The organism is Streptomyces sp. NPDC031121 (assembly GCF_055570615.1).
Genome location: NZ_JBVIGV010000009.1, coordinates 250,354 through 262,927, shown reverse-complemented (window position 1 = coordinate 262,927; position 12,574 = coordinate 250,354). Strand labels below are relative to the sequence as shown.

The window sequence follows — 12,574 nt, the reverse complement described above, 5'->3', positions numbered from 1 at the left end:
CCGCCGGTCACCGCCCCGGCGCCGCCGAACGCCCGCGGGCGGCGCGCCGGTGCACCGGCCGGGCCATGAGCGCACCGAGGAAGCCGGCGGCCGCGCCCCACAGCACGGCGAGGCCCACGTTCCGCCACAGGACGGGCAGCAGCTCCACCGTCGTGCCGAGCCCGCCCGCGTCGCCGATGCCCATCAGGGCCAGCCCGAAATGCGCCTCCACCGAGGCCAGCAGGGACACCGCCAGGGCGGCCGTCCCGAGGGCCACCGCCAGGTGCAGGGCGTGCTGCCGGGCCCGTACGTGCGCGGGGGAGCGGACGGCGGCCAGCAGGCCCGTGCCGAGCAGGGCGAGGACCGTGACGGCCACCAGCCACCACATGCGCCCGTCGTACCGGGCGAGGTCGCCGACGTCCACCGCCGAGCGGTCGGCGTCGCGCACGACCCGGTCCAGCACCTGCGGCATCGGCAGCCCGAACGGCCCCTCCGCCCGGGCGTCCCATGCCCCGCCGAAGCCGAGGGTGAGCGCGAGCCAGGCCAGGTTGGGCAGGGCGAGCAGGACCACCGCGAACACCCGATCGGGATGCCCGCGCGTGGCGGCCGCGACCAGGCCGGTACCGAGCCCGAGGGCCACGTACGCGAGGAGCAGCACGACGGTGGCGGACGCGGCGGGCCGCACCGCCGCGTGGAAGCGGACCAGCCGCGGCGGCAGCGGCGCGCGGCGCGACACGAGCAGCACCACCAGCAGCAGGCCCGTGATCCACAGCAGTCCGAACAGGAGCGTGGCCGGCAGATCGGCGCGGAAGCCGACCGTCGGCGCCGGCCCGAGGAGTTCGGCCGCGTCCTCCAGGGTCTCGTCTCCGGGGCTGACGGCGAAGTCCTGGCGGGCGAGCAGGGCGGTGCCGGTGAGCACGAGCAGCCACAGCAACACCAGCGGGGCGGCGCGGGCGAGGAGTTCACGCCCCCCGGCGACGGCCCTGTGCCGCAGCGGGCGCAGGAACAGCCATCCGGCGGTGAGGGCGCCCGCCAGGCTCACCGAGAGCGGCAGCAGTGACAGGCCGGCCTCCGCCCGGACGAGGAAGCCTTCGCCGCCCGCCACCTCGACCGAGCCCCCGGCCGCGAGGGCCACCACGGCGGCCACGACCCGCGGGAAGGCGCCGCCCGGCAGCCGGGCGGCGCCCGCACAGGCCAGTCCCGCGGCGGCGACGGCGGCCATCACCGCGAAACCCGCCACGACGGCGACGAGGGCGTCGCGCCAGGCGGGCCAGGCTCCCGGGGAGTCCGCGGAGGTACGGCTCACAGCGCCACCGTAGGCAGTCCCGGCTTGCGGCGACCACCGGAAGGCCGCACACAATGGTCCGCAGGAGTGGCCGCACCCCCGCGATCGGCCCATCCCGGCGACCGCGCCCCCGACCCGGCGGCCCCGTACCGATCCCGACCCGCCTCGGACCCGACCCGCCCCGACTCCGCCCCCGCCCCGGCGGCCCCGGCGGCGGGGCCCCGTCCGGCCGGGTCGCCCGCGCCCGGCACTGGAGCGCCCGTGACCACGCAGCCTTCCGGCATACCGCCCTCGGACCGCCCCGGCGGCCCTCCCTCCGGGCCGCCCGCCGGCCCGCCGGCGGGCCCGCTCTCGGGCGGCCCGGCCTCCGGCCCCCCGACGGTCACCGGCGGGAGCGCCCCCGGAGGCCCGCCATCCGGGGGTCTCCCGCCCGGCGGCGGGGGCGGTCCGGGCGGCGGCGGGCCGCCCGGGGCCGCCGGCCCGCCAGGCGGGCCCCGGCGGCCCCGGTGGCGCCTGCCCGCGGTGGCCGCGGCCGTCGCGGTGCTGGCCGCGGTCGTCGTGCTCGCGGTGGTGCTGACCCGGCCCGGCGGCGGACCGGCCGCGACGGGCGGCGAACTGTTCCTCGAACCGGCCTCCGCACAGGGCCGGGCGCCCTTCACCGAGTCCACGGCGACGGTCCCGGCCGGCGCCGCCGAAAGCCCTGCCCCGTCCGGGCAGGTCCCGGACCGGCCGCCCGCCACCGGCACGGTCACCACCCGCTCCCTCACGGGCGCATCCCCCGGCCTGTACGGCGGCACCCGCGACACGGCCAGCTGCGACATCGAGAAGCAGGTCCGCGCCCTGTCCGCGGAGCCGCCCGTGAACGCGGCCTTCGCCGAGGCCCTCGGCATCCGGCCGGCGGAGGTCCCCGGATTCCTGCGCTCGCTGACCGCCGTCACCCTGCGCGTCGACACCCGGGTCACCAACCACGGCTACCGGGACGGCCGCCCCCTGCCGTACCAGGCGGTCCTCCAGGCCGGCACGGCGGTCCTGGTCGACGACCACGGCGTGCCGCGGGTGCGCTGCGCCTGCGGCAACCCGCTGGACCAGCCGGTCGCGCTGAAGCCGGACTCGCGGCGCTTCGGGCAGCCCTGGACGGCGTACCGGCCGCAGGACACGGTCGTGATCAGGCCGACGGTCGTCGTCATCAACAAGATCACCTTCTACGACGCGCGGGACGGCCGCTGGTACCAGCGCCCCGCCGGCGGCGCCAAGGACCCGGACCGGCCCGTCACACCGCCGCCCGTCCCGCCCGGACTGGACCCCACCCGCAGCCCGGCGGCCACGGCGACCCCGACGGGCGGCCACACCCCGCCGACCGCGTCGGCGACCCCGACCGCCACCACGGAGCCTCCGACCGCCACCCCGACCGGGACGGGCAGCCCCGCCACCCCCACCCCGACGGCCGCCGAGACGGGCAGGGAACCGGAGCCGTACGGCAACCCCGCGAAGACCGGCACCCCGGCCCGCGCCACCACCCCCTCGGGGACGGAGCCCCGCTCGGCCACCCCGACAGGCGAGCCCGACCCCGGCGCGGCCGTCCCGACGGCCTCCCCCCGCCCGACCGAGGCCCCGTACGAGCCGACGCTCACCCCGACGGGCCCCACCCCGGGCTCCCCTCCGCCGACGTCCCCCTCACCGACCCCCCAGTGACCCGCCCGGCCGTCAGCCGGGACCGGCCGCCTCGACGGCCGCGGCCACGTCCGCCAGGTCCTTCGCGACCGCGCGGGCGACCGCCCGCGTCCCCAGCCGGTTCAGCAGCCGCATGAACACGCCCGGCGGCCTCCCGCCCGGCGCGGGCGACGCCGAGAACGCCATCCGGACGACGGTCCGCCCCGGCCCCCGCTCGTCCACCCGGAACTCCGACTCGTACCGCATGCCCGCGTTGAAGGCCTCGGCGACGTAGCGCCGCGGGGCCTCGCACACGGCGACCCGCATCTCCTCCGTCGCCCGCGAGCCGAACATGCGCCGCGTCTCGCGCCACCGGGTGCCCACCCCGAACGGGCCCGGGGTGAGCACCTCCACCGCCTCCACGCCCGACAGCACCCGCGGCATCGCCTCCAGGTCCGTCAGCGCCCGCCACACGCGCTCCGCCCGAGCGGCCACCTCGCGCTCCACGACCACCCGCTGATCTTCCATAAGCGGATTGTCGCGCCGCGCGGATCCCCGCGCGCGGCGCCGATCGGTGAGACCCTGGCAGCATGGCCGACAGGCGACCGAGCCCCGAGGTCCAGTGGCCGGCGCGGCCCGACACCAGTCTCGCGCTCAACCACATGGGCACCTTCGACTGGGACCTCGACAGCGGGCGGATGCACCTGGACGAGACCGCCCTCGAGGTCCTGGGCCTGCGCGCGGACGAGTTCAACGGCACCCCGGCCGGGCTGCGCGTCCGCCTCGCGCCACCCGAGGAGGCCCGCCTCGACGCCCGGGTGGCGCAGGCCCTCAAGGACGGGCGCAGCCACTACGGGGCGTACGTCCGGCGCCGCCGCCGCAACGGCACGGCCGCCTGGACCCACATCCAGGGGCACATCCTGCGCGAGCCGGGCGGCCGCCCGTACCGGATCATCGGGATCATCCGCGATGCCGCCCACGACCCCCGCGACTCCGGGGCGTCCGGCGACGAGGGCCGCCGCCGGATGACCGGTGTCGTCGAGCGGACCACGGCGATCCTCGCGCACGCCCGCACCGTCAACGACGTCACCGACGTGCTGAAGGACCCGGAGGCCCTCGGCCACCTCGGCGCCGTCAGCGTGATGCTCGGCATCGTCGACGGGGGCCGCATCCACCTCGTCGCCGAGGGCCAGCTCGGCACCTACGTCCCGGAGATCGAGTACACCCGCATCGAGGCCCGCTTCCCGATGAGCGAGGCCGTCCGCAGCCTCCAGCCCGTCTTCATCGCCTCCCGCGACGAGTTCCGGCTCCGGTTCCCCGACCTGTGGCCGTACATCGAGCCGCTGGACGTGCACAGCGGCGTCTACCTGCCGCTGATCGCGCAGGGCCGGGCCATCGGCGCGCTCGGCCTGCTCTACCGGCGGGAGGGCGACTTCACCGCCGAGGAGCGCAACGTGCTCGTCGCCCTCGGCAGCGGCATCGCCCAGAGCCTCCAGCGGGCCATCCTGTTCGAGCAGGAGCACGACCTCGCGGAGGGCCTGCAGCGGGCCATGCTGCCCCGGCGGATCCCCGACGTCCCCGGCACCCGGATCGCCGTCCGCTACCGGGCCGCGCGCATGGGGCGGAAGATCGGCGGCGACTGGTACGACGTCGTCCCGCTCGGCGAGGGACGCGTCGGCGTGATGATCGGCGACGTCGAGGGGCACGACACCGACGCGGCCGCCGTCATGGGCCAGCTGCGGATCGTCCTGCGCGCGTACGCCACCGAGGGCCACACCCCCGACACCGCCATGGCGCGGGCCTCCGCCTTCCTGCACGAACTGGCCACCGACCGCGTCGCGGCCTGCACCTACGCGGAGATGGACCTCGCCACCGGCATGCTCCGCATGGTCCGTGCCGCACACCACGACCCGCTGGTCCGGCGAGGCGACGGCAGCTGCCACACCGTCCCCGTGGCCGGCGGCCCGCCGCTCGGCGCACCCCCGCCCGAGCACCCCGGGGGCGGCACCGGCTACCCCGTCACCAGCGTCGAACTGCACCCCGGCGACACCCTCGTGCTGTGCACCGACGGCCTGCTGGAGCGGCACGGCGCCGACCGCGCCGCCGGCATGCGCGACCTCGTGCACGCGGTCAGCTCGGGCCCCGCCGACGTGGAGGAGCTGGCCGACGCGCTGTGCGACCTGATCGGGGACGCGGGCGGGCGCGACGACATGGCCCTCCTCCTGCTGCGCCGCCGCGGCACGCCCACGCCGCGCGGCGGCGGCCCCCTGCGGCTGCGCCTCGCCCCCGGGGACCCGCAGGGCCCCTCGGCGGCCCGGCACCTGATCCGGGCGGCCGCGGCGGCCTGGGGCGCCCGCGAGCTGACGGACGAGATCGAACTGGCGGCGGACGAGCTGATGACGAACGCCCTCGTCCACACCGACGGCGGCGGCCACGTCGGCCTCCGCATGACCGCCGAGGGCCGCATCCGGATCGAGGTGGAGGACTCCAGCAGCGCCCTGCCGCACCGACGCGAGGCCGGCGACTGGTCGGTCTCCGGGCGCGGGCTGCTGCTGGTGGAGGAGCTGGCGCAGGACTGGGGCGTGGAGCCCCGGGGCGGCGGCAAGTGCGTGTGGTGCGAGTTCGCCGTCCCGCAGCACCCGGCAGGCCCCTGAACACGGCCCCCGGGAACCCCGCCCCGGGGTGCGCCGCCCGGAAATCCGGATGAGGACAGTTGCCATGGCCACGTACCGTGGCCTCCCATGGAACCACTGACCGAGAAGCAGATCCGCGCGTCCTTCGTCAACTGCACCAAGGGCGAGGCCTCGCGGCTGAAGCTCCCGCCGGACTTCGGCGAACTCCCCTGGGAGGACCTGGACTTCCTCGGCTGGATCGACCCCGCGGCCCCGCTCCGCGCCTACCTCGTGCGCACCGGAGCCGACGGGTCCGCCGTCGGCATAGGCCTCCGCGTCCCGGTCGCCAACCGCACCAGCGCCGTCAAGTCCAGCGTCTGCCAGATCTGCCTGACCGCGCACGCCGCCTCCGGCGTGTCCCTGCTCGTCGCCCCGCTCGCGGGCGCCCGCGGCCGCGACGGCAACACCGTCGGCTCGTACTTCTGCGCCGACCTCGCCTGCTCCCTGTACCTGCGCGGCAAGCGGCTGCCCAAGCTGCGGACCCGCACCTACGAGGAGACCCTCACCCTGGAGGAGCGCGTGGAGCGGGCCCTGGCCAACCTCGACGCGCTCACCGCCCGCATCACCGCCTGACGGCACCCGGCGGCGCGTCACAGTCCGACGAGCGCGACCTCCGTGGCCTTGACGCTCGTCCACACCTGAGCCCCGTCGGCCAGGCCCAGCTCGGCGGCCGCGTCCGGGGTGATCTCCGCGACCAGGTCGGGCACGCCGGGCGAGGCGACGAGCACGCGGAGCCGGCTGCCGGCCGAGGTGATCTCCCGGACGGTGCCCGGCCACACGTTGCGCGGGCTGCCGGCCGGGCGTTCGCGGTGCACCGACACCGCCTCCGGTCCGAAGACCGCGAGCGCCGGAGCCCCCCCGGGCAGCGTCTCGGCCACCACCATCCGGCCCCCGCCGGGCAGCGCGAGCCCCTCGGCGGACGCGGTCCCCGGCCAGGCGTTCCGGCCCAGCATCCGCGCCACCCACGGCGACCGCGGATGGCGGGCCACCTCGGCGGGCGGCGCGTCCTGCAGGGTGCGCCCGCCGGCCAGGACGAGCACCCGGTCCGCCAGCGACACCGCCTCGACCGGGTCGTGCGTCACCAGCAGGCACACCCCGCCGAAGCCGGCCAGGTGCGTGCGCAGCGTGTGCCGTACGCGGGCCCGGGTCGCCTGGTCGAGGGCGGCCAGCGGCTCGTCGAGCAGCAGCAGCCGCGGCCGGGCGGCGAGCGCCCGGGCGAGCGCCACCCGCTGGGCCTGCCCGCCGGACAGCTGGGCGGGCCTGCGGCCGGCGAGGTCGCCGACGCCGAGCCGCTCCAGCCACCGCCGGGCCTCCCGCCGGGCCTCCGCCCGCGGCACGCCGCGCGCCCGCAGCCCGTACGCCGTGTTGGCCAGGGCGCTCAGGTGCGGAAACAGCGCCCCGTCCTGGGGGACCCAGGCGACCCGCCGCCGGTGCGGGGGCAGGGCGGTGGCGTCGGTGTCGCCGAGCCGCAGCTCCGCCTCGGCGCGCGGGGTCAGCCCGAGGAGGGCCCGCAGCAGGGTGGTCTTGCCGGCGCCGTTCTCGCCGACGACGGCGATGGTGGTGCCGGGCTCGGCGTCCAGGGTGAGCTCGGTGTACCCGGTGACCGCCGCGTGCAGGGGCCAGCGTCCGCCGCCGTACGGGGCCGCGGCCGCCTCCCCGGGCTCGTACGTGGCCTGCGGCGGAACATCCTCCGGGGGCTGGGGCGCGGGCCGGCGGCGGGGGAGCGGGGCGCCCGTCCAGCGTCCCCGCAGCGCGACCAGCACGGCCATGGCGATCGCGAGCAGCAGCAGCGACACGGACGTCGCCGCCTCCGGGCGGTCCTGGAGGAGCAAGTAGACCTGGAGGGGGAGGGTCTGGGTGGTGCCGGGCAGGTTGCCCGCGAAGGTGATGGTCGCGCCGAACTCGCCCAGCGCGCGGGCCCACGTCAGCGCCGCCCCGGCCGCGAGGCCCGGAGCCGCCATGGGCAGGGTGACCGTGAAGAACACCCTGACCGGGGCGGCCCCCAGCGACGCGGCGGTCTCCTCGTAGCTCGGCCGCAGTCCGCCGAGCGCGCCCTCCAGGCTGATCACGAGGAACGGCATGGCGACGAACGTCGCCGCGAGGACCGCCCCCGACGTGTGGAACGGCAGGGTGACGCCGAAGGACTCCTCCAGCCACGGCCCGAGCAGCCCGCGCCGCCCGAAGCCGAGCAGCAGCGCCACACCGCCCACGGTCGGCGGCAGCACCATCGGCAGCAGCACCAGCGACCGCACGAACGCCTTGCCCGGGAAGTCGACGCGGGCCAGCAGCCAGGCCAGCGGCACCCCCAGCAGCAGCGACAGGCCCAGCGCCCAGAACGACACGACGAGCGAGAGCCGCAGGGCTTCGAGGACGCCGGGGCTGCCGAGGTGGCCGCCGAGTTCGGACCAGGGGGTGCGGACGAGGATCCCGACCAGGGGCAGCAGCAGGAACGCGACGGCGAGCAGCGCGGGCAGCGCCAGCGTCACGGGCGGCCGGGTGCGGGGGGTGCGGAGTCTGCTCATGGCGCGGCTACGGCTTCTGGAAGCCGGCGTCCCGGAGGATCCTCTGCGCCTCCGGGCCGCCCAGCCAGGCGGTGAACGCGGCGGCGGCGCCGGCGTTCCCCGACTGCATGAGCGTGGCGGCCGGGTAGGAGGCGACGGCGTTCTGCTCGTCCGGGATGTCGACCGCGGCGACCTTGCCGGCGGACTTGGCGGCATCCGTCGCGTAGACGAGGCCGGCGTCGGCCTCGCCGAGTTCGATCTTGCCGAGCACCGCGCGGACGTTGGGCTCCTCGGAGACGGGAGCCACGCGAACCTGCTGGGCGTCAAGGATCTGGCGGCTGTAGCGGCCGACGGGGACCTCGGGCGCCGCGAGGACCACCTTGATCTTGCTGTCGGCGAGGTCCTTCAGTCCTGCGATCTTGAACGGGTTCCCCTTGCCGGTGGCGATGACCAGGCGGTTCCTGGCGATGACGGACGGGCTGCCGGTCTCCGCGGCCAGGCCGTCCATCGTCCTGGTGTCGGCGGTGACGAGGACGTCCGCGGGGGCGCCCTGCCTGACCTGGGCGGCGAGCTCCTGGGAGCCGGCGAAGGAGAAGGTGATCCGGGTGCCCGGGTGCGTCTTCTCGTAGGCCGCGCCGGCGGTCCTGAAGGCGTCGGTGAGGGAGGAGGCGGCCAGGACGGTCAGGTGGGCCGCCGCAGGGCCGGAACCGCCGGGGCTGCCGGCGCCGGTGCCTCCGCCACCGCAGGCGGACAGGGCGGGCAGCAGGAGGGCGGCCGCGAGGGCCGGGGCGGTGCGGCGCAGGCGGGCGGGGGACGGCATGCGGTGCTCCTCGGTCGGATGTGCGGCGGGCGGTCGGGGCGGACGGCTCGCGAACCGGCCGCCGCCTCCAGGACGCGCTGCCTGGCCGACGGAGTACGTCGACATATGCGACACGGTAGGCACCTCGATCGCGCACATGCAATCCTCTTCGGAGGAAGCGCATCGCAGATGCGGCAGACGTTGTGGCATCCGCCGAAACTCGTTCCGGTTTCGGGTCCTCCACTCGCTAGAGTCGTGCCATGGCAGAGGGAGCAACCGAAACGGGGACGGCCCGGGTGGACGCCTGGATCTGGTCCGTCCGGCTGACGAAGACCCGCTCGATCGCGGCGACCGCGTGCCGCGCGGGCCATGTGAAGGTCAACGGCGAGCGGGCCAAGCCCGCGCAGTCGGTGAAGGCGGGCGACGAGGTGCGCCTGTTCCACGCGGGCCGCGAGCGGATCGTGGTGGTCCGGCGGCCGGTGACGAAGCGGGTGGGCGCGCCGGTGGCCGCCGAGTGCTTCGTCGACAACAGCCCGCCGCCCCCGACGCCCGTCGAGGCGGCCGCGGTCGGCATCCGCGACCGCGGTGCGGGCCGGCCGACCAAGCGGGACCGGCGCGAACTCGACCAGCTCCGCCGGCGCTGACTTGCCCGGCGGGGCGGCGTGCACGGCCGGGGGCGGCAGCCCGCCCCGCGCGCGCCGCCCCGCCGCCTGGTCAGCCCTTGCGGTAGTCGTACGCCTCCTGCGCCGCCGAGGCGACGGCGTCCAGGGAGGCCCCCGACGAGGCCGCGACGAGCGCCGCGACCGCGCCCTCCACGAACGGGGCGTCCACCAGGCGGGAGCCGAGCGGCAGTCCGTCGTCCGCCAGGAGCGCCTTCACCGTCAGCACAGCGCTGCCGAGGTCCGCGATGAGGGCCACGCCCGCGCCCCGGTCCACGTCCCGCGCGGCCGCCGCGATGCGCTCCGCGCTCGTCCCCAGGCCGCCGTCCGCGGTGCCGCCCGCCGCGGCGACCGGGGCCACCGCCCCGCCCGCCGCCAGTCCGGCCGCCAGCTCCGCGACCGACTCCGCGACCTGCGCGCTGTGCGACACCAGGACGATCCCGACCGGCCCGCCGCTCATCCGGCCACCTCCGCCAGGGCCGCCAGCAGCAGCGCCGAGGACGTCGCGCCGGGATCCTGGTGGCCGATGCTCCGCTCGCCCAGGTAGCTGGCCCTGCCCTTGCGGGCCAGCATGGGGACCGTGGCCAGCGCCCCGGCGTCGGCCGCCTCCGCGGCCGCCCGGTACGACGTTCCGAGCGCCGCCACCCCGGGCAGCAGCGCGTCCAGCATCGTCTTGTCGCCCGCTGCGGCGCCGCCCAGCGCGGCGACCGCGGCGACGCCCGCGTCCAGCGCCTTGCGCAGGTCCTCGTCGGAGACCTCGGCGGCGTCGCCGAGCTCCTTGCCGGTGCGGCGCAGCAGCGTCCCGTACAGGGGGCCGGAGGCGCCGCCCACCGTCGAGATCAGGGTCCGGCCCGCCAGTTGGAGCACCGCGGCCGGCGTGGCCGGCGGCTCCGAGTCCAGGGCCGCCCGCACCGCCGTGAAGCCGCGCAGCATGTTGGTGCCGTGGTCGGCGTCCCCGATGGGGGAGTCGAGTTCGGTCAGCCGGTCCGCCTCGCGCTCCACGGCGGCCGCCGCGGTCGCCATCCAGCGCCGGAAGAAGTCAGTGTCACGCAACTCGGTCTCCTCGCCTCGCACCACACCGGCCGGCCGGTCCCGCCGCCACCTCAAGCTCAGGCCCCCCACCGCAGGGCGGCGGTCCGCACGGGCGCGTCCCACAGTCGCAGCAGTTCCTCGTCGGCGCGGCACAGCGTCACCGAGCAGCCCGCCATGTCCAGGGAGGTGACGTAGTTCCCGACGAGGGTCCGGGCGACCTGCACGCCCCGCTCCGCGAGCGCCGCGGAGACGTCGGCGGTGAAGCCGTACAGCTCCAGCAGCGGCGTCGCCCCCATGCCGTTGACGAGGGCGAGCACCGGACCGTCCTTCGGCGCGATGCCGTCGAGCTCCTCCACGACGGCGCCGACGGCGGTCCGCGCGATCTCCCGGGACGGCATCACCGGCCGCCGCTCGCGCCCCGGCTCGCCGTGGATGCCGATGCCCAACTCCAGCTCGCCGTCCGGCAGGTCGAAGGTCGGCGTGCCCTTGGCGGGCGTCGTGCACGCGCTGAGCGCCACGCCGAAGCTGCGCGAGGCCCCGTTGACCCGGCGGGCGATCGCCGCGACCTCCTCCAACGGGGCCCCCGCCTCGGCTGCCGCTCCGGCGATCTTCTCGACGAACAGGGTGGCGCCGGTGCCGCGCCGGCCCGCCGTGTACAGGCTGTCGGTGACCGCCACGTCGTCGTTGACCAGCACCTGCTCGATGCGGATGCCGTCCTCCTCGGCGAGTTCGGCCGCCATCCGGAAGTTCAGCACGTCGCCTGTGTAGTTCTTCACGACGAAGAGCACGCCCTGCCCGGAGTCGACGGCCGCGGCCGCCCGCAGCATCTGGTCCGGGACGGGCGAGGTGAACACCTCGCCGGGGCACGCCGCCGACAGCATGCCGGGGCCGACGAAGCCGGCGTGCAGCGGTTCGTGCCCGGATCCGCCGCCCGAGACCAGGCCGACGCGGCCGCCCTCGCGCGCGCCCCGCCGTACGACGATCCGCCGCTCGACGTCGACCTCCAGGTCGGGGTGGGCGGCCGCGATGCCCCGCAGGGCGTCGGCGACGACGGTCTCGGGACGGTTGATCAGCATCCTCATGGCGTCTCCCCGGGTGGAGCGGCGGCGGGCGGGCGGCAGGACGGGGTCCGGTGCAGGACCGGGCGGCCCCCGCCCGCGTCCCGGCGATCGGAGGCGAGCCTATGCCGCGGGGCGGTGCAGCGTCACGGAACGCGCAGGGGCCGCGGGCCCGGGTCACCCCGCGGCCCCGGGGCTGCCGGGCGGCGCCGCCGCGCGCACCCCGCACCACCCGTTATCGATCGAATGTTCGAACAAGGGGGTAGGCTGGACCCATGAGCACGCTTAGCGGCCCCTCCGCATCGGGCGGCCTCCCCGGCCTCCAGGGCTCCCTCTTCGACCAGGGGGAGGACGTCGGCCTCGGCCCCCTGGCCGGCCTGCGCCGCACGCAGCTCGGATCCGGCGCCTGGGTCGACCACCTGCCGGGCTGGCTCACCGGCGCGGACGCCCTCTTCGCACACCTCGCCGAGCAGGTGCCGTGGCGGGCCGAGCGCCGCCGCATGTACGAGCAGGACGTCGCCGTGCCGCGCCTGCTCGCCCACTACGGCGCGGGCGAGCCGCTCCCGCACCCCGTCCTCGAAGAGGCCCGCGACGCCCTCGGGCGCCACTACGCCGCCGAACTCGGCGAGCCCTTCGCCACCGCCGGCCTGTGCCTCTACCGCGACGGCCGCGACAGCGTCGCCTGGCACGGCGACCGCACCGGCCGCTCCGCCACCGAGGACACCATGGTCGCCATCGTCTCCGTCGGCGACCCGCGCGACCTGGTCCTGCGCCCGCGCGGCGGCGGCCCGACCCTGCTGCGCCTTCCCCTCGGGCACGGCGACCTCGCCGTGATGGGCGGCTCCTGCCAGCGCACCATGGAGCACGCCGTGCCCAAGTCCGCCAAGGCGGTCGGCCCCCGCATCAGCATCCAGTACCGGCCCCGCGGCGTGGCCTGAG

General features: G+C 77.0%; 12 protein-coding genes. 5 read left to right on the top strand and 7 right to left on the bottom strand.

All coding sequences use genetic code 11. The features are described 5' to 3' along the window. Nucleotides 1-7: 7 nt before the first annotated feature. Complete coding sequence (locus tag ACZ462_RS18980) at nucleotides 8-1,285, bottom strand: streptophobe family protein (protein WP_467804287.1); 1,278 nt, start codon at nucleotides 1,283-1,285, stop codon at nucleotides 8-10. A gap of 501 nt (nucleotides 1,286-1,786) precedes the next feature. Between ACZ462_RS18980 and ACZ462_RS18975 the strand changes: the two genes are divergently transcribed. Beyond that, nucleotides 1,787-2,956, top strand: coding sequence for a DUF6777 domain-containing protein (locus ACZ462_RS18975; RefSeq protein ID WP_467804289.1), 1,170 nt, complete (start codon nucleotides 1,787-1,789; stop codon nucleotides 2,954-2,956). Between the two features lie 12 nt (nucleotides 2,957-2,968). On the opposite strand, the gene ACZ462_RS18970 is transcribed toward ACZ462_RS18975, so the two are convergent. Then, complete coding sequence (locus tag ACZ462_RS18970; RefSeq protein WP_467804290.1) at nucleotides 2,969-3,442, bottom strand: SRPBCC family protein; 474 nt, start codon at nucleotides 3,440-3,442, stop codon at nucleotides 2,969-2,971. Nucleotides 3,443-3,504: 62 nt separating this feature from the next. Between ACZ462_RS18970 and ACZ462_RS18965 the strand changes: the two genes are divergently transcribed. Together ACZ462_RS18965 and ACZ462_RS18960 are read left to right on the top strand one after the other, a co-directional pair. After that, the gene (locus tag ACZ462_RS18965; RefSeq protein ID WP_467804291.1) at nucleotides 3,505-5,568 is read left to right on the top strand and encodes a SpoIIE family protein phosphatase; all 2,064 of its coding nucleotides are present in this window, start codon (nucleotides 3,505-3,507) and stop codon (nucleotides 5,566-5,568) included. Between the two features lie 87 nt (nucleotides 5,569-5,655). Continuing rightward, nucleotides 5,656-6,159 (top strand): FBP domain-containing protein, encoded by a 504-nt coding sequence (locus ACZ462_RS18960; protein WP_467804292.1) that lies wholly within the window; start codon nucleotides 5,656-5,658, stop codon nucleotides 6,157-6,159. A 17-nt stretch (nucleotides 6,160-6,176) separates the two neighbouring features. Here ACZ462_RS18960 and ACZ462_RS18955 read toward each other — a convergent pair whose 3' ends face one another. Together ACZ462_RS18955 and modA are read right to left on the bottom strand one after the other, a co-directional pair. After that, nucleotides 6,177-8,108, bottom strand: a complete 1,932-nt coding sequence (locus tag ACZ462_RS18955; RefSeq protein WP_467804293.1) for an ABC transporter permease — start codon at nucleotides 8,106-8,108, stop codon at nucleotides 6,177-6,179. A gap of 7 nt (nucleotides 8,109-8,115) precedes the next feature. Then, nucleotides 8,116-8,907: a molybdate ABC transporter substrate-binding protein gene (gene modA, locus ACZ462_RS18950; protein WP_467804294.1), complete on the bottom strand. Its 792-nt coding sequence runs from the start codon at nucleotides 8,905-8,907 to the stop codon at nucleotides 8,116-8,118. Nucleotides 8,908-9,146: 239 nt separating this feature from the next. Here modA and ACZ462_RS18945 point away from each other — a divergent pair, with 239 nt between their 5' ends. After that, the gene (locus ACZ462_RS18945) at nucleotides 9,147-9,530 is read left to right on the top strand and encodes an RNA-binding S4 domain-containing protein (RefSeq protein ID WP_467804295.1); all 384 of its coding nucleotides are present in this window, start codon (nucleotides 9,147-9,149) and stop codon (nucleotides 9,528-9,530) included. 70 nt (nucleotides 9,531-9,600) lie between these two features. Here ACZ462_RS18945 and ACZ462_RS18940 read toward each other — a convergent pair whose 3' ends face one another. Genes ACZ462_RS18940 through dhaK form a run of 3 tightly spaced genes read right to left on the bottom strand, consistent with a single transcriptional unit; the run spans nucleotide 9,601 to nucleotide 11,659 of the window. Next, nucleotides 9,601-10,005, bottom strand: a complete 405-nt coding sequence (locus ACZ462_RS18940) for a PTS-dependent dihydroxyacetone kinase phosphotransferase subunit DhaM (protein ID WP_467804296.1) — start codon at nucleotides 10,003-10,005, stop codon at nucleotides 9,601-9,603. Continuing rightward, complete coding sequence (dhaL, locus tag ACZ462_RS18935; RefSeq protein WP_467804298.1) at nucleotides 10,002-10,598, bottom strand: dihydroxyacetone kinase subunit DhaL; 597 nt, start codon at nucleotides 10,596-10,598, stop codon at nucleotides 10,002-10,004. The genes ACZ462_RS18940 and dhaL overlap by 4 nt, the downstream gene beginning before the upstream one ends. Before the next feature lie 56 nt (nucleotides 10,599-10,654). Next, the gene (gene dhaK, locus ACZ462_RS18930) at nucleotides 10,655-11,659 is read right to left on the bottom strand and encodes a dihydroxyacetone kinase subunit DhaK (protein ID WP_467804299.1); all 1,005 of its coding nucleotides are present in this window, start codon (nucleotides 11,657-11,659) and stop codon (nucleotides 10,655-10,657) included. 251 nt (nucleotides 11,660-11,910) lie between these two features. Here dhaK and ACZ462_RS18925 point away from each other — a divergent pair, with 251 nt between their 5' ends. Further along, nucleotides 11,911-12,573, top strand: coding sequence for an alpha-ketoglutarate-dependent dioxygenase AlkB (locus ACZ462_RS18925; RefSeq protein ID WP_467804300.1), 663 nt, complete (start codon nucleotides 11,911-11,913; stop codon nucleotides 12,571-12,573). Nucleotide 12,574: the final 1 nt, after the last annotated feature.